Here is a 22,124-nt window from a genome sequence, read left to right as displayed (position 1 = left end):
CTAACCGGGTTTGAAATTAAATTTTGCTTAAATTCATGAAAATATGCAAACTTTATCTTGTTTTGCTTTTTTTCCTTCATAAAATACGATATACTTAAATTATTATGTGTTTATGATGTATTTCTGCAGGATATGCAAGGTAACAAAAGATTTTAGGGGGAGTCATGAACATTGTCATGGAATTGGCGCTGATTTTTGGCGTCTGTCTGATCGGTATCGGGATTGCGGCCCTGCTGCCCTTCATGGTACCTTACAGTGTGATCAGCCTGCTGGTGCTGACGTTCCTGTTCTATCGGAAATGGCTGCGGCCGGAGCAGGTGAAGGATGCGGGCGGATTTTTCATCCGGAATATGGGGATCTTCTTTGTACCGGCGGTGGTGGGGACCATGGAATATGTGGAAACCCTGAAGAACTATCTGGTACCGTTCCTGGTGATTACCCTGGTAACCACGCCGCTGGTCTATTTCGTGGCCGGCTGGACGGTCCAGCTTTGCCTGTACTTCCGGAGGAAAGGAGAGCATCATGCCTGACGCTTTTACCCGTACACCCTTCTTTGGCCTGACCCTGATCTTTGTCTGCTGGGTGCTGGGGGTCAAGCTCCAGAAAAAGACCGGATGGCTGTTGTGCAATCCGGTGCTCACTTCATCCCTGATGATCGTGGTGATCCTGACCGTATTGGGGGTACCCCTGAAACACTTCAATGCAGGAGGTTCTGTGATTACCATGCTGCTGGGCCCGGCTACGGCAGTGCTGGCCCTGAATATCTATCAGCAGCGGAAGGTCCTGCAGGAGAACTTCCTGCCGGTACTGGCGGGCTGCGTCATGGGCAGCCTGGTGAGCATTGTGGCGGCGCTGACCCTGTGCCATCTGTTCGGGACCAATTCGGTGTTCTCGGCCTCCATGCTGCCCAAGAGCGTGACCACGGCCATTGCCCTGGGAATCTCGGAAAACGGGGGCGGCATTCCGGGCATTACCGCCGGGGCCGTGGTGATCACGGGCATCGAGGGAGCCGTGATCGCTCCCTACCTGGCCAAACTGTTCCACCTCAAGGATCCGGTGGCTGAAGGGGTGGCCATCGGTGCCTGCAGCCATGCGGTAGGAACCAGCAAGGCCCTGGAGATCGGAAAGATCCAGGGGGCCATGAGTTCCATTTCGTTGTGCGTCTGCGGAATCATCACTACCGGATTGGCTCTGATTTTTATGTAAATAAAAGACAGGAAGGGAAAATTTGATTTTCCTTCCTGTTTTTTATTGCTATCTGGTAGGATTTTCGATAAAATAAACATAATTATGCAATCTTGATGCATAATTCGCGGTATGACTGGGAACATAAGGAGAAACAGTATGGATCAAAAGGAAATACAACTGAAAGCCCTGGTGGAAAAATACCGCCAGGATATGCTGGATTTCTGGAAGGAACTGATCGACTTCCAGGCCGGCAGCAGGGAAAAAGAACGGATGCAGACCCTGATGGAAAAAGTGGCCGCCCGGCTGGAAACAGAGGGTATGGAAACGGAATTGCTGGATACGGGGGCTGTACCTCTGCTCCAGGCCTGGGTGGGTAAAAATCGCCCCGGCAAACCCATTCTGCTCAGCGGGCATCTGGACACCGTGTTCCCCAACGGCAGCTATCCGGAGGAGGCCTTTACCCTGAAGGACGGGAAGGCGTATGGCCCCGGGGTCTGCGACATGAAGGGCGGCATCGTCATGGCTGTGTACGTGGCCAAGATCCTGACGGAAGCCGGCTATGACCAGCATCCTCTGAAGCTGGTGTTCGTGCCGGATGAGGAAATCACCCACCAGGGGTCCCGGGTGGCCGATATGCTGGTGGAACAGTCCAAAGGCTGCCTGTGTGCCTTCAATTTCGAAACGGGGCGCATGGACAATTGCCTGACCGTGGGCCGGAAGGGATGCATGGATGTGTGGATCACCGTCCATGGCAAGGCGGGCCATGTGGGGAACGCCTACGCCACTTCTGCCAATGCCATTGAGGAAATGGCCCACAAGATCATCGCCCTGCGGGCCCTGACGGACCTGGAAAAGGGACGGATCGTAAGCACGGACATCATCTCCGGGGGAACGGTCTCCAATGCGGTGGCCGATACCTGCCGCATCGAAGTGGACTGCCGCTATGATTACAATGAAGACAAGGACAGACTGCAGGAAGCCATCCGGGCCCTTTGTGCCGAGACCCATGTCCCGGGCACTTCCACGGAAGTGGAATTCCCGGCTTCCATGCCCGTGTTCGAGCGGACCGAGGGCAACGACCGTCTGCTGGCCCTGGTGAACCAGGTGGCGGCGGATTTCGGGATTCCGGCCTTTGGAGCGGCCCATCCCGGCGGCTGTTCCGATGCCTCCTTCATGGCCCAGGCGGGGATTCCCATCCTGGATTCCGTGGGGGTCCAGGGGGACGGTGCCCATACCCTCCAGGAATATGCCATCGTGGAAACCATGTTCGAACGGACACTGCTCCTGGCAGTGGCCATCTGCCGCCTGTAAAGGCAAGGGGGAGTTGTTATGACGGATACAAAGCAGGACACCGTGCAGAAGCCGGTGAACAAAAAAGTATCGGTACCCAGCCCGATCATCATCATTTTCTTCATCCTGATCTTGACGGCCATTGCCACCTACATCGTTCCCGCCGGGGTGTTCGACCGGGTGAAGGATGCTTCCAGCGGCCGTATGGTGGTGGATCCCAACACGTTCCACTTCATTGCCAAACATCCGGCCAGCTTCTTTGACGTGTTCAAGGCAGTACCCCGGGGCGTGAAGAGCGCCAGCAGCATCGTAGGCTTTCTGATGATCATCGGCGGGTCTTTGAACGTGATGGCCGTCACCGGTGCCATTGAAGGGGCTCTGGGCCATGTGGTGACCAAGGTGAAGGGACGGGAAATGCTCATGATCCCCGTACTGCTCACCATCATGACCTGCCTCAGCGCCTTTGCCGGGTGCAGTGAAGAGTACATTGCCTTCGTACCCCTGATTATGGCTGTCAGCTATGCCCTGGGCTTCGATTCCATCGTGGCCGTGGCCATGCCCCTGGCCGCTGTCAGCGGCGGGTACGGCGCCGGGGTGACCAATGCCTTTACGGTGGGCGTGGCCCAGAGCATTGCCGGGCTGCCCATGTTCTCCGGCATCGAGCTGCGGCTGGTGATGCTGGCAGCGCTGATTGTGATCAATGTGACCTACACCCTGTGGTATGCCCGGAAGATCAAGAAAAATCCGGAACAGAGCTATACCTACGATTATGACCAGCTGATCAAGGAAAGTATGGATCTGACCGCCTACGAAGGGGAAGATAAGTATATGACCGGCCGCCAGAAAGTGATCATGGGCGGGTTCGTGGTCACCATTGCCGTCATCCTGGTGGGTGTGGTGAAATACGGTTTCTATATGGATGAACTGGCTGCGCTGTTCCTGATGATGGGCGTATTCGCCGGCATCGTGGGAAAACTGAGCATCAACGACTTCGCCAACGCCTTCATCGGCGGGGTGAAGAATATGGCCATGCCCTGTATGATGGTTTCCCTGTGCAAAGGGGTCACCCTGCTCATGGGCGACAGCAAGATCCTGGATACCATCATCCACTTCCTGGCTGGCGGCCTGAGCATGTTCCCCCAGTCTCTGCTGGGCTTTGGCATGTTCATCGTACAGGATGTGTTCAACCTGGTGGTTCCCTCCGGTTCCGGTCAGGCGGCCATCACCATGCCCATCATGGCGCCTCTGGCCGACCTGGTGGGGATGACCCGGCAGGCTGCCGTACTGGCCTTCCAGATGGGGGATGCCTTCACCAACATGGTGACGCCTGCCAGCGGTACCACCATGACAGTGCTGACTGTGGCCGGTATTCCGCTGCGGCGCTGGTGGAAATTCGCCTTCCCGCTGCTGGGCCTGGAATGGATCTTCGCCTTTGTGGTCATGTGGTATGCTACCGTTACCAAGATCGGACCGTTCTGAGTCAAAAGGGGGTGTGAAAAAATGCTTTTTCACACCCCGTCACTAGTCACTAGTCTCTAGTCACTAGCTGATGGAAGCCAGCTGACGCTAGCGAAATAAAGGCGCTGTGGATGATTTTTTCACAGCGCTTTTTTTGTGTGTTATTGTATGTCGTACGTTTGTCCATAAATTAAAAACATCGAAAAAACTTGTTGACAAATTTTCCTGAAAGTGTATAATAAAACCCATAACAAAACATCAGACAGTGTTGATTGGGAAAAGTACTTGTCCAGGCTGACATTCCAGAGAACCTGCCACCGGGTGCGAGGCAGGATGCACAGCGGAAAAGGAAAATCACCCAGGAGCTGCTCGCTGAAAGGATTACGAGTAAGCGGAGCCGGTTGACAGTCGTTATCCTGTCCGGCATTGGAAGGGGAAATCCGGAGATGCTTGTCAAGAGGTCGCAGTTGCGACAAAAAGAGTGGTACCGCAGAGCATAGCGCTTTGTCTCTTACAGGAGACAAAGCGCTTTTTATTTTCTCCCAGGGAAGCCATCAGCCGTTTGATTTTTGCAAAATCCAAATCAATTGCATGGAGGGAATGGAAAATGAATTTGTTGACAAAAGTAAGTGGTTTCGTGGGGAAGAATCTGACCTGGCTGGTACTGGCCACCATCGTGGGCGGCTATTTCGTTCCGGGAGCCTTCTCCTGGTCCGTCCATTATACCGTGTGGCTGCTGGGCGTGGTGATGTTCGGCATGGGCATGACCCTGCACGTTTCTGACTTCAAACTGGTGCTGCAGCGACCGAAGGAAGTGCTGGCCGGTACCGTCTGCCATTATACCATCATGCCGCTGGTGGCCTTTGCCCTGACCAAGGTCTTCCACCTGAGCCCGGATCTGGCAGTGGGCATGGTCCTCCTGGGCTCCTGCCCCAGTGGTACGGCTTCCAATGTCATGAGCTTCCTGGCCAAGGGAGATGTGCCTCTGGCCGTTTCCGTCACCACCGTTTCCACTCTGCTGGCTCCTGTGATGATGCCGTTCCTGGTCTGGGCCCTGGCCGGTGAATATGTGAACGTTTCCTTTGTTTCCATGGCGCTGACCGTCATGAAGGTCATCCTGGTTCCCCTGGTGCTGGGACTGATGGTCCACAAAGTGGTGGGCGAGAAATTCCTGGCCCAGGTCCAGAAAGTACTGGTACTGCTGTCCGCTTTTGCTGTCCTGTCCATCCTGGGCGGTGTGGTTGCCGTGAACGGAGCCAAGATCGTGGCTCTGGGTGCCTTCATGGTGGTGCTGGTGCTGCTGCACAACCTGGCCGGGTTCGCCCTGGGGTACTTTGTGACCGGTAAACTGGGTATGGGCAAAGCCCAGCAGCATTCCGTAACGCTGGAAGTGGGAATGCAGAACGATGCCCTGGCCCTGTCCATCTGCGCGGTGTACTTTGCTCCGGCTGTGGCCATCCCCGCTGCGGTAGGGGCTGCCATCCATCAGATCACCGGGTCCTTCCTGGCAGGTCTGTTCGCCCGGAACATGGACAGATACGAAGCCAGACAGAAAGCGGCCAAAGAAGCTGCTGTCGCTGTGGGTGATTGACAGAAAAAAATAAGGCGCTGTGAAAAATTATCCACAGCGCCTTTGTTTCGCTAGCGTCAGCTGGCTTCCATCGGCTAGTGACTAGAGACTAGAGACTAGTGACGGGGTGTGAAAAAGCATTTTTTCACACCCCCTTATTTTTTTGACACTCTCTGCAAATTCCCAAAAACAGTGTCTGGTGATGGTGGATGAGGAAACCGGTCTTTTGGGCCACGTCCCGGTCCAGGTGATGGTGATAGGCGTAGTCCAGGTTCATCACCTTTCCGCAGCATTCACAGCGGAAATGGGCATGGGGGCGGGTATCCACATCATATCGCATGGCACCGTCCCCCACATCCACCGTCTGGAGCAGGCCCTGCCTGCAGAAAAAGTTCAAAGCCTGGTATATGGTGGCGAAACTCAGGGTGGGCATCCGGGCCTTGACCTTTTCGTAGATTTCTGTGGCCGTAGGATGTTCTTCCGCATTGGAAAATGCCCCGTAGACTTCCAGCCGCTGGGGGGTGATTTTCATACCCCGTTCTTTCAGGAGCCGGGTCAATTCTTGTGGAGTCAGCATGGCGGGCCTCCTTATCAGTACTGAAAATTGTGGTTTATAATATTGAAGATATTTTAATAATAACTTTTAAAATATAAAATGTCAATGAACTTCCGTGGTTTTCCATCAATTCCGGCAGCTATAGCCAAATGGGGACTCCTGTTCGCTTTTTGCTTGTGTTACAATAATAAAATATCGTAGGGGAGTGTGATGGCAATGGCCAATGGACAGGAAAAAGAAATCAAATTGACTTCCACGAAGGCAGCCCGGAAAAAATTCTTCCATCTACCCCTGGTGAAGGAGAAAATCCTGGCGGGCAGCCAGCATACCCTGAAGCTGTGGAACCAGTATCTGGATACCCGGGATCGGAAACTGTCCCGGACGGGGATGGCCTACCGGATCCGCCGGACCAACGGAAAGGCCTTCGAGGCCACCATCAAGAGCCGGGGCGAGACGGTGAACGGGTTCTCCCGGCGGGCGGAGTATACGGTGCCTCTGGAACAGGCAAAGCCGGTGCTCCAGGGCTTTGCGCCCCAGGTGGATCAGAAACTCCAGACCCTGCTCCAGGAGGATGAGCTGCTGCCGCTGTGTACCGTGGAATTCACCCGGAAGGTGGCCCTGCTGCAGATATCCGCAGTGACAGTGGTGGAAGCCGCTGTGGATACGGGGACCATCAGGGCAGGGGGCAAAGAAGCTCTGATCGGGGAAATCGAACTGGAATTGAAAAGGGGCCAGGAACGGGAACTGCTGCGCTTTACGGCAGAACTGGCCCAGGCAATCCCCCTGCTGCCGGAGGAACGGAGCAAATTCAGCCGGGGGCTGGCTCTGCTGGACGGAGAAACACCCAAAGCAAAGGAAAAAATACCAGCGCCTTCCTGGACAGAGGATACGGATCCATTGGTCCTGTGGCGCAGTCTGGCCCGGAAGGCTACCGGGACGGCTCTGGATCTGCTGGTCCCCCGGATGGATGAGGCATTCGATGCCCAGGGGATGCTGGCCACCCTGCGGCAGCTGGGAGGCCTGTGGCTGGTGGGGCAGGACTTCCTTTCCCGGAATACCTGGAAAAAAGGGAAGGACTTGCTGGCCGGACTTCAGGAACAGCTGGAACCCATGGCCTGCCTGACCGGACTTTCCGATGCGAAAGCCAAGCCATTTCCGGAGGAACTGTTACCCCTGGAGCCGGGCCGGAAGTGGCTGGAGGACCAGTGGGTGGCCGCCGCCCAGAAGGCGGCGGAGGCCTGTGGAAAAGAAGTGCGGGCCTCCCTGTGGCAGCTGCTGTATCTGTGTACCCTGGCTCATAAAAAGACAGAAGTGCCTGCCCTGGGTGTTTTGCTGCAGCGGCAGTGGAGTGCCTGGCAGCAGGAGGAGCAGCTGCTGGCGGATGCAGGAAATCCGGATCCCTGGGAGAGGAAAGACCAGATGGAGAAACTGGAAGGACTGCTGGCCCTGACCCGGGGCCTGGGGGAGAAACGGCTGCAAAAACGGGGCCGGGCCTATGAGAATCAGTGGTGGAAGCACTGCCTCAGCTATGCCCGGACCGGAGCCCTGGAAGAAGGAGCGGAACAGGTGGAGGACCGGGAATTGAGCCTATCCCTGGCAGCCCTGTGCGGCCAGGAGGGACTGCGTACAGAAAAACACCGGTCACGGGCCTGGGAAGCGGGGAAAGACTTTTTTAAGGAAGTGGCCAGACACAAGGAATGGTCCTGTCTCTGAAAAAAATCCAAAGAAAAAGTCAAAAAATCGAAAATACTATTTGACTTTTTGACTTTTAACGTGTAGAATAAGACCCGGGAAGTGGAAAAGGCTTCCCGGGCCTTGTTGTCATAGGCCCTGAAAAGAAGCAATGGTATCCATTTGATAGGGAAATGGATTTGGAGGTGTTTGTTATGCAGGCAGAACGCTTGAGTGATGAAGTGAGAAGTTTGTTGGAAGCTGCCCAGCAGCAAGCCGTCATGAATTATAACCCCGAACTGACCACGGTCCATCTGCTGTCCGCTATGTGCGGCCAGCCGGACGGGTTCTTCAAGTTTGTACTGAAGAGCCTGAACGTGGATGAGAACCAGTTCAGCCGGGAAGTGGATCATCTGATCAAACAGATGCCCTCGGTGAAGGGTACGGACCAGCTGAGCATGAGCACAGGCATGGCCCGGGTGTTCGCTCTGGCGGAAAAGGCCGCCGGGCAGAACCAGGTGACGGCCTCCCATCTGCTGGCTGCCCTGTGTGAGGACGGGGATACGGAAGTGGTGAACCTGTGCAGGAAGTATGGAATCACCCGCAGTGCCATCCGCGGCCTCATCGATAAATACGAAAACAACGGGGATGCGGACGAGAACCGCAAGACCCTGGAAAAATTCGGCCAGGACCTGACCCGGAAAGCCAGAGAGGGCAAACTGGATCCGGTGATCGGCCGTGATGATGAAATCCGTCGGACCATCGAGATCCTGTCCCGTCGGAAAAAGAACAACCCGGTACTGATCGGTGAACCCGGTGTGGGCAAGACGGCCATCGTGGAAGGCCTGGCCCGCCGGATCGTGGCCGGTGATGTACCGGAATCCCTGAAGAACAAGACCCTGTATGCCCTGGACCTGGCTTCTCTGGTGGCCGGTGCCAAGTACAGAGGGGAATTTGAAGAACGGTTGAAGAAAGTCCTGAAGATCGTGTCCGATTCCGCCGGTCAGATCATCATGTTCATCGATGAACTGCACACGGTGGTGGGCGCCGGTGCCTCGGAAGGCTCCATGGATGCCGGGAATATCCTGAAACCCATGCTGGCCAGAGGGGAACTGCGTTGCATTGGTGCCACCACCCTGAAGGAATACCGGAAATACATTGAAAAGGATTCTGCCCTGGAGCGTCGTTTCCAGCCCGTACTGGTGAAGGAACCCAGTGTGGAGGATACCATCTCCATCCTGAGAGGCCTGAAGGAACGGTACGAAGTTCATCATGGCGTGCGGATCAAGGACTCCGCCCTGGTGGCTGCGGCAACGCTGTCCAACCGGTATATCAATGACCGGTTCCTGCCGGATAAGGCCATCGACCTGGTGGATGAAGCTGCTGCACGGCTGCGGGTGGAAATCGACTCCATGCCTACGGAACTGGATGAAAGCCGCCGTCGGATGCTGCAGCTGCAGATCGAGGAACAGGCCCTGAGCAAGGAAGACGATGAGGCTTCCAAGGCCCGTCTGGAAAAGATCAAGGAAGAACTGACCACCCTGAAGGCCGAGAACGATAAGCTCATGGCCCAGTGGAAGGAAGAAAAGGGTGGCATTGCCAAAGTCCGTCAGGTGAAGAAGGAAATCGACAATGTGAAGAAAGAGATGGAAGAGGCCGAACGGACCTACGACCTGAACAAGCTGGCAGAACTGAAGTACGGCAAGCTGCCGGAACTGCAGAAACAGCTGGCTGCACTGGAGAAGGCCGAGCAGTCTGACAAGCGCCTGCTGAAGGAAGAGGTGGACGAGGATGATATTGCCAAGGTGGTCAGCACCTGGACGGGCATCCCTGTGAACCGCCTGATGGAAGGCGAAAAGAAGAAACTGGCCCACCTGCCGGAGATCCTCCATAAGAGAGTCATCGGTCAGGATGAAGCCGTGGAAGCGGTCAGCGAGGCTGTGATCCGGGCCCGTGCCGGCATCAAGGATCCCAACAAACCCATCGGCTCCTTCATTTTCCTGGGGCCTACGGGCGTGGGCAAGACCGAACTGGCCAAAGCCCTGGCCGAAGTGCTGTTCAATGATGAAAAGAGCATCATCCGGATCGATATGAGTGAATACATGGAGAAACATACGGTTTCCCGTCTGATCGGTGCGCCTCCCGGCTATGTAGGGTATGAAGAAGGCGGCCAGCTGACGGAGGCTGTACGGCGTCATCCGTATTCCGTGATCCTGTTCGATGAAATCGAAAAGGCCCACCCGGATGTGTTCAACGTGCTGCTGCAGGTACTGGACGACGGCCGTCTCACCGATGGCCAGGGCCGGATGGTGGACTTCAAGAACACCCTGATCATCATGACCAGCAACCTGGGTTCCCATGAGATCATGGAAAAGAAGGGCAACATCAGCAAGGAGGAAGTCCGCAGCATGCTGATGAAGTTCTTCCGTCCTGAATTCCTGAACCGGGTGGACGATATCGTGGTGTTCAAACCGCTGCAGGAAGAACAGCTGAAGGACATTGTACGTCTGATCCTGAAACGCCTGGGCGACCGTCTGCACAGCCAGCAGGAACTGACCCTGACGGCTACGGACGAAGCGGTGGCCTATCTGGCCAAGGCAGGGTTCGATCCTGCTTTCGGTGCCCGTCCTTTGAAGAGACTGATCGTTCACACGGTGGAAACCGTGGTGAGCAACAAGATCGTCAAAGGCGAGATCCAGAGTGGCGATCACATCGAAGTGGTGCTCCAGAACGGGAATATCGACGTGGTGAAGAAATAAGAGAAAATGCCTGGGAGAGCGATCTCTCAGGCATTTTTTTGATTTTCCAGGACGGGAATCCAGCACAGCTATTCATTTGCTTTTCATTTGTCCCAGGTACAATGGTCTATACGATTGAACAAGGAGGCGGATCATGGTGAAATGGAAACTGTGCCTGGGGACTGGCCTTTTATCCCTCTGCTGTTTCTCTGCAGGGGCTTTTGCTGCCGGGCATGTGGAAGATGTGGAAGCCATCTCTCAGGTCTATGGAGATGGAGAAAAGCTGGCAGAAGTCCAGCTCCGGTATGATGCGGATCTGTTGGGCTCTTCCGTGACCGCGGAAGATTATGCCGTGCCGGGACGGACCGTGACAAAAGCCTTCGTTTCGGCGGAACCGTATGGAAAGGCAGCGGAAAAAGGGCGCTATGTCCAGGTGGAACTGGAACCCCTTCCCCTGTCCGACCAGATGGTGGATCCCCATCCGGAAGACAAGCACAAGGCGCCTGTGGGGGTGGGAGGCCCCCAGCTGGGGAGCCATGGAAATCCCCAGCCTCTGGTTCCTGTTACGGCCAAAATCAGCCAGAAGGGTCTGGTCAAGACGGCGGAGGGACGGCTGTACGGAGGGGAACCGGAAATGAGCAGTTCCCATACCCGCCAGCTGCTGATCGAGAAATTTACCCAGCACACCTTTACCGATCGGGATGGGAAAAAACTGCAGTACAATTTGTATGTGCCGGAAAAACTGGAAAAGGGCAAGGTGTACCCGCTGGTCCTTTTCATGCATGATGCGGGGACGGTGTCTCCGGAAGTGAAGGCCACCCTGAGCCAGGGCCGGGGCGCTGTGACCTGGGTGGAACCGGAATGGCAGAAGGAACATCCCTGCTTTGTGCTGGCCCCCCAGTATGATACGGTGATCGTGGATGACCAGTACCAGTACGGACCGGAACTGGATCGGACCATCCATCTGGTGGAAAGTCTGTCCAGCCAGTATCCCATTGATACCCAACGGATCTACAATACAGGGCAATCCATGGGATGCATGACCTCCATTGCCATGGATGTGAAGTACCCGGATTTCTTTGGAGCTTCCTATCTGGTGGCCGGCAAATGGAATCCCCAGGTGACGGCACCCCTGGCCCGGCAGAACATCTGGGCCGTGGCGGCTGCAGGGGATCCGGGAGCCAAGCCCTCCATGGATACCATCATGGCCCAGCTGGATGCGGCCGGGGATCGGGTCATCCGAGGAACCATCGCCCAGGATGCTCCGGAAACCCAGGTGGATCAGCTGACGGAACAAATGATCCGGCCTGGAGTCCATGCGTATTATCTGCTGTACCAGGGAGGCAGCCATCGGAGCACCTGGCAGCATGCCTATGATATCACCCCGGTCAAGGAGTAGATCTTTGAGCAGAAAAAAGGAGCCTGATTTTCTGGGCGGGACCTTTGCATGCGACAAAACGAAGCTGTGAAAAATGGATATGAGCTGACCCCCAATTGCTAGACCAAAAATCTAACAATTGGGGGTCAGCTCATTTTCACAGCTCCCTGTTTCTTTATTTCTTAGCGTTCTTGGTCAGCTCATCAGCGGCGTCCCGGATGATTCCTGCCAGCAATGTGTCGGATGTGTATTCGCTACTGGTCCGCTCATCGGTGACCTGGTAGATGGGCGTACCGTTTTTGGTGGCCAGAAAGCTCAGGCTGGCATAGGATGTACCGGCACTGGTCAGCTTCTTCCCTTTCTTGTCGGTGGTGACTTCAGCACCTGCCGTGGCGGGCTCTGTGCCCACGTGGTTCACCTGTACCTGCAGGGTGATGGTGTTGCGCAGCTGTTTGTCCGGCAGCATTACCGGATTGTTGTAGAGGGTGACACCCTCTTTTTTCAGATCCCGCTGCAGGGTCAGGAAGGTCTTGCGGACGGCATCGTCATCCCGGATGAAGGCGGGATGGGCTTTTTGGAAGCCTCCATCCTGACGGCTCAGGTCTTTCAGATAGACGACTTTCAAGCGTTTAAAGGGAAAGGTATTGCTCTTCCAGCCGCTGCGTTCAGCACCTGCCGTCAGGGGCAGAGCCAACAGCGTCACCAGCAGGGTGGCCAATGCCAGGAATTTTTTCATGGATGTTCCTCCTCTATGCATTCTATCTTTCCATTTTACAACGGAACAGGAAGTGTTTCAACGGGTTTTCGTTTTGACTATCGTCTGGAATCGGGCTATAATTTGAGGAGCTAGCATATCTTTTGCAGATACGGTGCAGGAAGGAGGCTTTTGTCATGCCAATACCGCTTGTTGTATGGGCGGCTGCTGGAATCGGTGCGGCTGGCCTGAAATTATACAAAAGCGCTACCAGCGCAGAAAACATGGTGAAAAATGCCATCGAACGGTACAATGAAGAACGGTTCAAGTTTTATAAGGTCCTGGAACAGCTGACCCCGGAAGTGGAAAATCTGGGCCATCTGAAACTCCATGTATGGGGCTGTTATGACAAGGTCTTCGCCATTTTGGAGAAAGTCGAGAACCTGCCTGGACATTATACGTACAAGAGTCATAAAAATCTCCATATGCTGCCCCAGGATGTGCGGAAATTGAAACGGATCCGCCGAGTGGTGGAACGGATCCAGGACAAGAAACTGGATACAGAAGGCACCGGCATGCTGACGGTACTGGCCCTCCAGGGCGGGGCGGCCAGTTCCTACAGCCAGTCGGAACTGGAACGGGACGAGGCCAAACTGGTCATGGAAAAAATCATGGACCAGCCCCTGTATACGTCGGAAGTGACGGCCCTGGACGAAATGAGTGTCCTGGAATCCATCATGTGTTTCCCCAAGGTGCTGCGGCCCGGGTATTTTTCCGACAAGGACGGATCGAAGATGACCAAGGAGCAGGCGGTCCATTTCAAGACGGATACGGACACCCATTCCCTGCTGCTGGCTGACGCGGAAGCCCGGGGACAGCGATTGCTGGAAGTGGTGGTCCATGTGCGCAAGACCATGGACCTGCTGAAAAATGAGCAGCGGGAGCAGATCCTGTACCTGCAGCACCTGCTCACGGTCAAAAACGACTACAACCTGTTCACCCTGGAGGAAAAGGACCGGCTGAACTTCCTGGTGGCCATCGGGTTCGTCCTGCGGGAACTGGCCCGGACAGATATCGTATTGAAGAATGGCAGCATGGCCATCCTGAACCGGAGTGGCCTGCGGGTCCCTCTGAGCAAGGCCCAGGACCTGCTGCCGTCTGAAAATCTGGCATTGCTGGATGAAAAATAAAATGTAGAGGAGAGAGTATCGTGATCAGCACAAAAGCATTCAAGGCCTATGACATCCGGGGCATTGTACCGGAGGAAGTGAACGAAGACCTGGCGTACCGTTTGGGGCGTGCCCTGGCCTGGTACCTGAAAGCCAAGAAGCTGGTGGTGGGTCACGATATCCGTCTCAGCGGACCGGCATTGAGCCAGGCGGCTGTGGATGGGATGCGGGACGCCGGGGCCCAGGTACTGGATCTGGGCCAGTGTGGTACGGAAATGATCTATTTCGCCACTGCCCATCTGAAGACCGACGGGGGCATGATGATCACCGCCAGCCACAATCCCAAGGACTATAATGGCATGAAGCTGGTCCGCTCTGAAGCCCGGCCCATTTCGGCGGATACGGGGTTGAAGGATCTGGCTGCGCTGGTGGCGGCTGACGATTTCGAGACCCGGGTGCCCAAGGCAGAAAAACGGGGCGGCTATGAAGAAATCAACATCGTACCCAGCTATGTGGAACATCTGCTTTCCTATATCAATGTGAAGAGCCTGCTGCCGCTGAAGATCGTGGCCAATCCGGGCAATGGCGGCGCTGGTCCCATTGTGCGGGAACTGGCCAAACATCTGCCCTGCCAGTTCTTCATGCTCAACGAGACGCCGGACGGCAACTTCCCCAACGGGGTGCCCAATCCGCTGCTTCCGGACAACCGGGCGGCCACGTCCGAAGCTGTGAAGAAGGTGGGCGCTGATCTGGGTATTGCCTGGGACGGGGATTTCGACCGCTGCTTCTTCTTTGACGAGAATGGCCGGTTCATCGAAGGGTATTACCTGGTGGGGCTGTTCGCCCAATACTTCCTGAAGAAGCATCCGGGCAGCAGGATCCTGTATGATCCTCGGCTGACCTGGAATACGGAAGACATCATTGCCCGCTTCGACGGGGAACCGGTGCGCTGCAAGAGCGGTCATGCCTTCATCAAGGAATGCATGCGGAAGAACAATGTGATCTACGGGGGCGAGATGAGTGCCCACCATTATTTCCGGGATTTCTCCTACTGCGACAGCGGGATGATCCCCTGGCTGCTGATGATCTCTCTGATTTCCACCTCCGGTATGACCCTGAGCCAGATGGTGGATGCCCGGATCGCTGAATATCCCTGCAGCGGAGAGATCAACCTGAAGGTCAAGGATGCGGACGAAGTGCTGGAGCGGCTGTCCAGGCACTTTAAGTCCGGAATCCAGGACCGGATGGACGGGCTCAGCGTGGTTTACAATGAGTGGCGCTTCAACCTGCGGAAATCCAATACGGAACCGGTGGTCCGGCTGAACATCGAAACCCGGGGCGACAAGGACCTGCTGAAGCAGAAGACCCGGGAGATGCTGGAACTGATCGGCGGAGAAAGAGCATAGGAGGAATTTCTGGGAATGAACGTACTGGTAACAGGGGGAGCCGGCTACATCGGCTCCCATGTGGTGGAAGAACTGGTGGCCAACGGGTATACCCCCATTGTGTACGATAACTTCAGCACCGGCCATGTGGATGCGGTGTCGGAAAAAGTGCAGCTGATCGAAGGGGACATCCACGACTTCAACTTCCTGAAGCATGTGCTGGGGGAATATGAGATCGACGGGGTGCTCCACTTTGCGGCCAGCAGCCAGATGGGCGAATCCATGGTGAACCCGGGAAAATACTACTACAACAACGTGGCAGGGACCCTGGGCCTGCTGGATGCCATGCGGGAAGCCGGCGTGGAACAGCTGGTGTTCTCTTCCACGGCTGCGGTATACGGGGAACCGGAACAGGTGCCCATCACGGAAGATATGCCCCTGCATCCCACCAACGTATACGGCCGGACCAAGCTGATGATCGAAAAGATGATGGAAGACTACAGCAAGGCCTATGGCCTTCGCTATGTGGCCCTGCGGTACTTCAACGCTGCCGGTGCGTCTCTTTTGGGGAACATCGGAGAAGACCACCGGCCGGAGACCCATCTGATCCCTCTGATCATCCAGGCGGCGCTGGGACAGCGGGACAGTGTGTCCATCTTCGGGACGGACTATCCCACCCCGGATGGAACCTGCCTGCGGGACTACATCCATGTGAAGGACCTGGCCAGCGCCCATGTACTGGCCATGAACCACCTGAAAGAGGGGGGCGGCAGCCGGGTGTACAACCTGGGTACGGAAAACGGTTTTTCCGTACGGGAAATCATCGAAACGGTGAAAAAGGTCACCGGCCGCAGTTTTGCGGTGAAAGAAGAAGCCAGAAGAGCCGGGGATCCGGCCAAACTGATCGCTTCTTCGGAAAAAATCAAGAAGGAGCTCCATTGGGAACCCCGCCACAGCAACATCGAAGAGATCGTGGCTACGGCCTGGCGGTGGCATGAGGGTCATCCCAAAGGATACGAAAAATAAGCAGTATGGATATTTTAGTTACCGTGGACGGCCTGAAAAAAAGTTTCGGCGTCCACGATATTTTTCAAAATGTACGTTTTACCATCCGGCAGGGTGAAAAAGTGGGTCTGGTGGGGGTCAACGGCTCCGGCAAGACTACGCTGCTGCGCTGCCTGCTGAACCCGGATTTTGCGGACGGAGGCACGGTGAAGTTCGCCGGGGAGCTGCGCCTGGGCTATGTGGAACAGGGGTTCGATGATTTCCGGGAGGAGACCATCTGGCAGTTCATGCAGCATGCCTGCCCGGACATCCTGAGCCTGCGGGACAAGATGCAGAAACTGGAAGAGGCCAGCGGCAAAGCCGGGGGAGAGGAGCTCCAGGGGATCCTGGACCAGTATGCCCGTACCGAGAGCCGCTATGCCCATCTGGACGGCTATCATTATGAAAGCAACATCAAACGGGTACTCATCGGCCTGGGCTATCCTGAGGAAACCTGGGAAAACCGGGCGGACAAGCTGTCCGGAGGCCAGAAGACCCGTCTGCAGCTGGCGGCGGCTCTGGTGAATTCCCCGGATCTGCTGATCCTGGACGAACCCACCAACCATCTGGATATTGTCATGAGCGAATGGCTGGAAAAATACCTGCGAGAATTCCGGGGCGGGGTGCTGGTGATCTCTCACGACCGGGCTTTCCTGGATAATGTAGTGGATGACATCCTGGAAATGGAAGGGGGAACCATCCATCGTTTCAAGGGAAATTATTCCCGTTATCTGGAACAGAAGGAAGTGCAGGTCCTGACCCAGACTCGGGCTTACGAGGCCCAGCAGGAATACATTGCCCGCCAGGAGGCCTACATCCGTCGGTTCAAGGCGGGAATCAAGAGCAAGATGGCCCGGGGACGCCAGTCCCAGCTGGACCGGCTGGAACGGATCGACGCTCCGGTACAGGAGGAAGAATTCGAACTGCGGCTGCCCCATGCTGCCGAATGTGCGGAAAAGGTCATCATGCTGGAGCATCTGGACGTGGGATATCCCGGAACGACGCTGCTCCAGGATGTGGATCTGACCCTGCGCCGGGGGGAGAAGGTGGCCATCATCGGTCCCAACGGCTGTGGCAAATCCACTCTGTTGAAAACCATCCTCCAGGAACTGCCGCCTCTGAAGGGAGAGGCCCGCATCGGAAACCGGGTGAAGATCGGGTACTTCTCCCAGAGCTATGAACGGCTGGACGAGAAGCAGACCATTATGGAGAACTTCCTGACAGAGTATGGGCTGACGGATGAGCAGACCCGCCGCCTTCTGGGGAGCATGATGTTCCACGGCGAAGATGTGTTCAAGGTGATCGGGACCCTGTCAGGGGGCCAGAAAGCCCGGCTGGTACTGCTGAAACTGGTACTGGACGGGGCCAACTGCCTGCTGCTGGACGAACCCACCAACCATCTGGATATCGCCGCCAAGGAGGCTGTGGAAGCGGCCTTGGAGACCTTCGACGGCACCGTGCTGCTGGTCAGCCACGACCGGTACCTGGTCAACGAGGTAGCAGATCGGATCTGGGCGGTGGAACAGGGCCATGTGATCGATTACAAGGGCAACTACGACTTTTATCTGGAGGAACGGCAGAAACGGCTGACGGGAACGGCAGCCGCGGCACCGGAGGAAAAAGCCAAAGAAACGAAACCCACGGAAAAAGATATGCCTGCTCCGGAATCCCGGAAACCGGCTGCTCCCCGGCCGGCGGAAAAGAAAACGGAGAAGAAGCCCTACAGCCCCGGAGAGGCCCAGAAACTGCTGCCCCAGGTAGAACTGAAGATCCGGGAGTACGAAGCCCTGCAGAAGGTCCTCAGCAACCAGATCGCCGACCCGGCCAACCAGCAGGATCTGGAAACCAGTACCCGACTGGCCAATGAGTACGCGGAACAGGAAAAGATCCTGGACGGGCTTATGGAGAAATGGGAAAAACTGATGGAGTCTTTGGAATGACCATTGAAGAGTTTTTGCAGAAACTGCAGCACTTCCACGGGGAGGGCTGCTTCAACCCATGGGGGGACTATGATCCCCAATGTGATATCGGGCCCCAGGCACCGGTGATCCGGTCGGCCAATTTTCGCCGCTACCTGGAGCTGCGCCGGGACGCCCGGTTCCTGTTCATCGCCGAGGGCCTGGGGTACCAGGGCGGCCATTTTTCCGGTATGGCCATGACCAGCGAACGGATCCTGCTGGGGCATCATCCCACGGTACGTCCGGAGGTGGTGCTGGGGGAAAACTGGGACTATCGGCGGACCAGCAATCCGGAAAGCCCGCTTCTCAACCGCAAACAGCGGGAGGAGGGGTTCAACGAACCCACGGCCACCATCATGTGGGGGGAACTGGCCAAGCAGGGCCTGGCACCCTTCCAGACCGTGCTGTGGAACATTTTTCCTTTCCATCCCTATAAACCTTCCGGTATTTTGACCAACCGGACGCCCACAGGGCCGGAACTGGATGTGGGCATCCAGTTCGCCCGGGATCTGCTGGAACTGCTGCCGGGGATGAAAGTGATCGCCATCGGGCGGAAAAGTGCCGGTACGCTGGAGAAATACGGGGTGCCCTGTGCGGCGGTGCCCCATCCGTCCATGGGCGGCGCCAACCGGTTCCGGGAGGCTGTGGATCGGCTGTTTCACCAGTAAGAACGGGCAAAGGAGTCTGCCATGCAAAGAAGTACCTTAGCTTCCATGAGCAAGGAACAAGTGTTGAAAATTGCCTTGACCGCAGGCAAGATCCTGCTGGTCAGTGGAGCGGAGACCTATCGGGTGGAGGATACCATGCTGCGGATCTGCCATGAGGGGGGCATGCACACCATCGCCTCCTTCTGCACTCCGTCCCTGATCATGATCGGGGAGGAGACCATGGAAGGGGCCAGCCTCATGTACCGGGTGACGGAACGGGGGACGGACCTGACCCTCATCAGCGAGGTCAACGCCATGAGTTTTCAGATGCCCCACTGGAACAAGAGTTTCCAGGATACCATGGCCATGCTTGCGGAAAAAACCATGCGCAAGCCCCGCCCGGCCCGGGAAGATATCTTCTGGTCAGGGCTGGCCGGCGGTTTCTTTGCTGTGGTGCTGGGAGGCGGCCTGCTGGAATTCCTGGCAGCCTTCCTGGGTTCTCTGTTTTCCATGGCTTTCGTGAAGGCGCTGTCTCCCTTCCGTCCCAGCAACTTCTGGGCCACCACCATGGCCGGGGCTATCATCTGCCTGACTGTGGTCCTGTTCCGGAAAATCTGTCCGGATATGGTCATGGAGCTGGCCATTGCGGGAGGTGCCATGCCCTGGCTGCCCGGTATGGCTTTTACCAATGGAATCCGTGACTTTATGGCCGGCGACCTGCTCAGTGGCACCTGTCGGGCCGGGGAAGCCATTTTCCTGGTAGTGGGGGTCGCTGTGGGCATCGCCACCGTCCTGGGCATTCTGTATATGTAGGAGGCATGTATGCCGCTGGCTGCAACCATATTCATCAAAACCCTGTTTTCCTTTTTTGCCACGGTGGCGTTCGGGAAACTGTTCAACTGTCCCAGAAGCTGCCTGTACAAGGCTGGATTCGTGGGCATGGTGGGCTTCGAGGTCTATATCATCCTCCTGAGCGGATTTGGGCTCAGTTCCATGCTCAGCAACTTCGCAGGCACGGTGGCTCTTTCCATCTGCAGCGAAATCTTTGCCCGCTGGTACAAACAGCCGGTGCCCATCTTCTCCATCCCCGGAGTCATTCCGCTGGTCCCCGGGCTGCCCCTGTACCGGGCCATGAACTATACCATGCTGGATTCCTACAGCATGGGGATGCATACGTTCGTGTCGGCAGCCCTGGATGCCATGGCCATTGCCATGGGGATCCTGCTGGTTTCGGGCCTGGCCAAGGTGTATAAGACCAGCCGCCAGCTCATAACGAAAAAGGGCGGGAAATAGGGCTGCTTTTTTGCAAAGGCACGGGGAAATGGCTATAATACCCATAGAGAATAGAGAGGAGGAGATTGCCATGGCAGTTTTCACGACGAGAGAAAAACAGGTGGTGAAGAATCCGAAGACCGGTACCATCGAAAAGGAAATCCTGCTGGATCCCAAATACTTCAATGGCACCAATGACCTGTTTGCCCGGATCACCCTGCATCCAGGCTGTGCCGTCCCCGTCCATCAGCATCTGGGAAATAACGAGACCTACTATCTGCTGAAGGGCGAAGGGGAATACACCGACGAGGACAAGACGCTGATGGTGAAGGCAGGTGACGTGACGTTCTGCGCCGACGGCGGAACCCACGGGCTGAAGAACACAGGCAGAGAAGATCTGGTGTTCATCGCCCTGATCAACAACACCCCGGGCTATCAGCGGTAATATTGAATCGTGTTTGCCCGGACCTCCGTAGGGACGACCCATGAGGGGCGTCCGTTTCCAGGTCACAGATTATAAAAGATAACAGGAACTGCTCTCCAGACAGTTCCTGTTTATTTTTTTTTGCCAATAAATGAAAACTTTTTGTGAAACATTGATATTCTATGCATCCTGCTTCGTCCAAATTGAGACCAAAAACGAGAAAATTTCGTTGCTTTAGCACAGTACCAATGCCCGAAACATGAGAAAAACAGCCATTGTTTACAGCAAAAAGAAACACTAGGAACTGTGTAAAGAAAGAAGCGCATAAAATGTGGGCTAAAGCGCAAAAAATATTGAGAAAAACCTTGACATTGGGTGTCAAGGATGTTACAATACCACAGTGTCACAGAGGGGTAGTATGTCTTTTGGAGGTGTCAAATGTTTCTCGCAGACGTAAAAAACGGTTCTCCAGTTGTAGTCGGTGTGAAGCAATCCCAGAAAGCCATCGCCCGGGATCAGGCTGCTGGAGTCCTGATCGCCCTGGATGCAGATGAACACGTGACGGGTCCCGTAAAGGACCTGTGCGAAGCCAAGGGTATCGTCGTGGAGACGGTCCCCACCATGCAGGAACTCGGCAGGGCCTGCGGCATCCACGTGGGAGCATCCGTTGCTGCTGTGCTCCAAACCCGGTAGAATCTTCCGCTTTGCGGAAGATCTTCATAATCATTAAATCTTATTCTCGAGAAAGGAGGTGCCGGAATGCCTACAATCAACCAATTGGTTCGTAAAGGTAGACAAGTTATTACTCAAAAATCCACGGCGCCAGCATTGAAAAATTCACCGCAAAAACGCGGTGTCTGCACGAGAGTGTACACCACCACTCCGAAAAAACCTAACTCTGCTCTGCGGAAGGTTGCTCGTGTCCGTCTGACCAATGGTATTGAAGTAACTGCTTACATTCCTGGTATTGGCCATAACCTGCAGGAACACAGTGTTGTCCTGATCAGAGGCGGAAGAGTCAAGGACCTTCCTGGTGTTCGTTATCACATCATTCGCGGTGCATTGGATACCGCCGGTGTTGCTGACCGCAACCAAGGCCGTTCCAAATACGGCGCTAAGCGCCCGAAAGCAGCTAAGAAATAATTAGCCTGCCAGCTGTAGAATGAGAAAATAACGAAGGAGGAAATACAGATGCCGAGAAAAGGTCCTGTAACCAAAAGAGACGTATTACCGGATCCAGTATATGGTTCCAAACTGTTAACCAGATTCATCAACAAAATTATGCTCGACGGCAAAAAAGGTGTTGCTGAGCGTATCGTATATGATGCATTCGATCTGATCCATTCCAAGACCGGGAAGGATCCCATGGAAGTGTTCGACGCTGCCATGAAGAACGTAATGCCCGTCCTGGAAGTCAAAGCTCGCCGGGTCGGCGGTGCCAACTACCAGGTTCCTGTGGAAGTCAGAGCTGACCGGAAAACCACGCTGGGTATCCGGTGGCTGGTCAACTATTCCCGCCTGCGCGGTGAAAAGACCATGTATGAACGCGTAGCTGGCGAACTGATGGATGCTGCCAACAACACTGGCGCTGCTGTCAAGAAACGTGAAGATACGCACAAGATGGCTGAAGCAAACAGAGCGTTTGCTCACTATCGTTGGTAAGATTCCTTAAGGAGGAGTAA

General features: G+C 55.6%; 21 protein-coding genes and 1 other annotated feature. Of the genes, 19 read left to right on the top strand and 2 right to left on the bottom strand.

Annotated elements, in window-relative coordinates; translation table 11 throughout:
* Positions 1 to 164: 164 nt before the first annotated feature.
* The 5 genes from BQ5462_RS03240 (at position 165) to BQ5462_RS03220 (ending at position 5,527) form a co-directional block, all read left to right on the top strand.
* Positions 165 to 530: a CidA/LrgA family protein gene (locus BQ5462_RS03240; RefSeq protein ID WP_071141995.1), complete on the top strand. Its 366-nt coding sequence runs from the start codon at positions 165 to 167 to the stop codon at positions 528 to 530.
* Complete coding sequence (locus BQ5462_RS03235; protein ID WP_071141994.1) at positions 523 to 1,206, top strand: LrgB family protein; 684 nt, start codon at positions 523 to 525, stop codon at positions 1,204 to 1,206. The genes BQ5462_RS03240 and BQ5462_RS03235 overlap by 8 nt, the downstream gene beginning before the upstream one ends.
* A gap of 138 nt (positions 1,207 to 1,344) precedes the next feature.
* Complete coding sequence (locus BQ5462_RS03230; RefSeq protein WP_071141993.1) at positions 1,345 to 2,499, top strand: M20 family metallopeptidase; 1,155 nt, start codon at positions 1,345 to 1,347, stop codon at positions 2,497 to 2,499.
* Between the two features lie 18 nt (positions 2,500 to 2,517).
* Positions 2,518 to 3,957, top strand: a complete 1,440-nt coding sequence (locus tag BQ5462_RS03225) for a YfcC family protein (protein WP_071141992.1) — start codon at positions 2,518 to 2,520, stop codon at positions 3,955 to 3,957.
* Positions 3,958 to 4,195: 238 nt separating this feature from the next.
* Positions 4,196 to 4,451, top strand: a binding site (T-box leader).
* A 92-nt stretch (positions 4,452 to 4,543) separates the two neighbouring features.
* Positions 4,544 to 5,527: a bile acid:sodium symporter family protein gene (locus BQ5462_RS03220; protein WP_071141991.1), complete on the top strand. Its 984-nt coding sequence runs from the start codon at positions 4,544 to 4,546 to the stop codon at positions 5,525 to 5,527.
* Positions 5,528 to 5,651: 124 nt separating this feature from the next.
* On the opposite strand, the gene BQ5462_RS03215 is transcribed toward BQ5462_RS03220, so the two are convergent.
* On the bottom strand, positions 5,652 to 6,083 hold the full coding sequence (locus BQ5462_RS03215) for a Fur family transcriptional regulator (RefSeq protein WP_071141990.1): 432 nt from the start codon (positions 6,081 to 6,083) through the stop codon (positions 5,652 to 5,654).
* A 189-nt stretch (positions 6,084 to 6,272) separates the two neighbouring features.
* Here BQ5462_RS03215 and BQ5462_RS03210 point away from each other — a divergent pair, with 189 nt between their 5' ends.
* The 3 genes from BQ5462_RS03210 to BQ5462_RS03200 all read left to right on the top strand — a co-directional run bounded on the left by BQ5462_RS03210 (position 6,273) and on the right by BQ5462_RS03200 (position 11,870).
* Entirely contained in the window at positions 6,273 to 7,775 is a 1,503-nt protein-coding gene (locus BQ5462_RS03210) for a CYTH domain-containing protein (protein ID WP_083378051.1), read from the top strand.
* 173 nt (positions 7,776 to 7,948) lie between these two features.
* Complete coding sequence (gene clpB / locus BQ5462_RS03205; RefSeq protein WP_071141988.1) at positions 7,949 to 10,492, top strand: ATP-dependent chaperone ClpB; 2,544 nt, start codon at positions 7,949 to 7,951, stop codon at positions 10,490 to 10,492.
* Positions 10,493 to 10,625: 133 nt separating this feature from the next.
* Complete coding sequence (locus BQ5462_RS03200) at positions 10,626 to 11,870, top strand: hypothetical protein (RefSeq protein ID WP_071141987.1); 1,245 nt, start codon at positions 10,626 to 10,628, stop codon at positions 11,868 to 11,870.
* Between the two features lie 154 nt (positions 11,871 to 12,024).
* On the opposite strand, the gene BQ5462_RS03195 is transcribed toward BQ5462_RS03200, so the two are convergent.
* Complete coding sequence (locus tag BQ5462_RS03195; protein WP_071141986.1) at positions 12,025 to 12,585, bottom strand: hypothetical protein; 561 nt, start codon at positions 12,583 to 12,585, stop codon at positions 12,025 to 12,027.
* A gap of 155 nt (positions 12,586 to 12,740) precedes the next feature.
* Here BQ5462_RS03195 and BQ5462_RS03190 point away from each other — a divergent pair, with 155 nt between their 5' ends.
* From BQ5462_RS03190 to rpsG, 11 genes are all read left to right on the top strand, one after another.
* The gene (locus tag BQ5462_RS03190) at positions 12,741 to 13,733 is read left to right on the top strand and encodes a hypothetical protein (RefSeq protein ID WP_071141985.1); all 993 of its coding nucleotides are present in this window, start codon (positions 12,741 to 12,743) and stop codon (positions 13,731 to 13,733) included.
* 20 nt (positions 13,734 to 13,753) lie between these two features.
* Entirely contained in the window at positions 13,754 to 15,118 is a 1,365-nt protein-coding gene (locus BQ5462_RS03185; protein WP_071141984.1) for a phosphohexomutase domain-containing protein, read from the top strand.
* Between the two features lie 15 nt (positions 15,119 to 15,133).
* Complete coding sequence (gene galE / locus BQ5462_RS03180) at positions 15,134 to 16,123, top strand: UDP-glucose 4-epimerase GalE (RefSeq protein WP_071141983.1); 990 nt, start codon at positions 15,134 to 15,136, stop codon at positions 16,121 to 16,123.
* A gap of 5 nt (positions 16,124 to 16,128) precedes the next feature.
* Entirely contained in the window at positions 16,129 to 18,081 is a 1,953-nt protein-coding gene (locus BQ5462_RS03175; RefSeq protein ID WP_071141982.1) for an ABC-F family ATP-binding cassette domain-containing protein, read from the top strand.
* Positions 18,078 to 18,767: a uracil-DNA glycosylase gene (locus BQ5462_RS03170; RefSeq protein WP_071141981.1), complete on the top strand. Its 690-nt coding sequence runs from the start codon at positions 18,078 to 18,080 to the stop codon at positions 18,765 to 18,767. Before BQ5462_RS03175 ends, BQ5462_RS03170 begins: the two co-directional genes overlap by 4 nt.
* A 21-nt stretch (positions 18,768 to 18,788) precedes the next feature.
* Positions 18,789 to 19,559, top strand: coding sequence for a threonine/serine exporter family protein (locus BQ5462_RS03165; protein WP_071141980.1), 771 nt, complete (start codon positions 18,789 to 18,791; stop codon positions 19,557 to 19,559).
* 9 nt (positions 19,560 to 19,568) lie between these two features.
* A complete protein-coding gene (locus BQ5462_RS03160) occupies positions 19,569 to 20,039 on the top strand; it encodes a threonine/serine exporter family protein (RefSeq protein ID WP_071141979.1) in 471 nt (156 codons plus the stop codon).
* A 70-nt stretch (positions 20,040 to 20,109) separates the two neighbouring features.
* Positions 20,110 to 20,463, top strand: coding sequence for a cupin domain-containing protein (locus BQ5462_RS03155; protein ID WP_071141978.1), 354 nt, complete (start codon positions 20,110 to 20,112; stop codon positions 20,461 to 20,463).
* A gap of 417 nt (positions 20,464 to 20,880) precedes the next feature.
* A complete protein-coding gene (locus BQ5462_RS03150) occupies positions 20,881 to 21,135 on the top strand; it encodes a L7Ae/L30e/S12e/Gadd45 family ribosomal protein (protein WP_071141977.1) in 255 nt (84 codons plus the stop codon).
* A 66-nt stretch (positions 21,136 to 21,201) separates the two neighbouring features.
* Positions 21,202 to 21,585 (top strand): 30S ribosomal protein S12, encoded by a 384-nt coding sequence (gene rpsL / locus BQ5462_RS03145; RefSeq protein ID WP_012939266.1) that lies wholly within the window; start codon positions 21,202 to 21,204, stop codon positions 21,583 to 21,585.
* Positions 21,586 to 21,633: 48 nt separating this feature from the next.
* Positions 21,634 to 22,104: a 30S ribosomal protein S7 gene (rpsG, locus tag BQ5462_RS03140; RefSeq protein WP_071141976.1), complete on the top strand. Its 471-nt coding sequence runs from the start codon at positions 21,634 to 21,636 to the stop codon at positions 22,102 to 22,104.
* The last annotated feature ends 20 nt before the right edge of the window (positions 22,105 to 22,124 follow it).

Source organism: Acidaminococcus timonensis (genome assembly GCF_900106585.1).
GTDB classification, from domain to species: domain Bacteria; phylum Bacillota; class Negativicutes; order Acidaminococcales; family Acidaminococcaceae; genus Acidaminococcus; species Acidaminococcus timonensis.
This window is presented reverse-complemented; position numbering and strand designations above follow the sequence as displayed.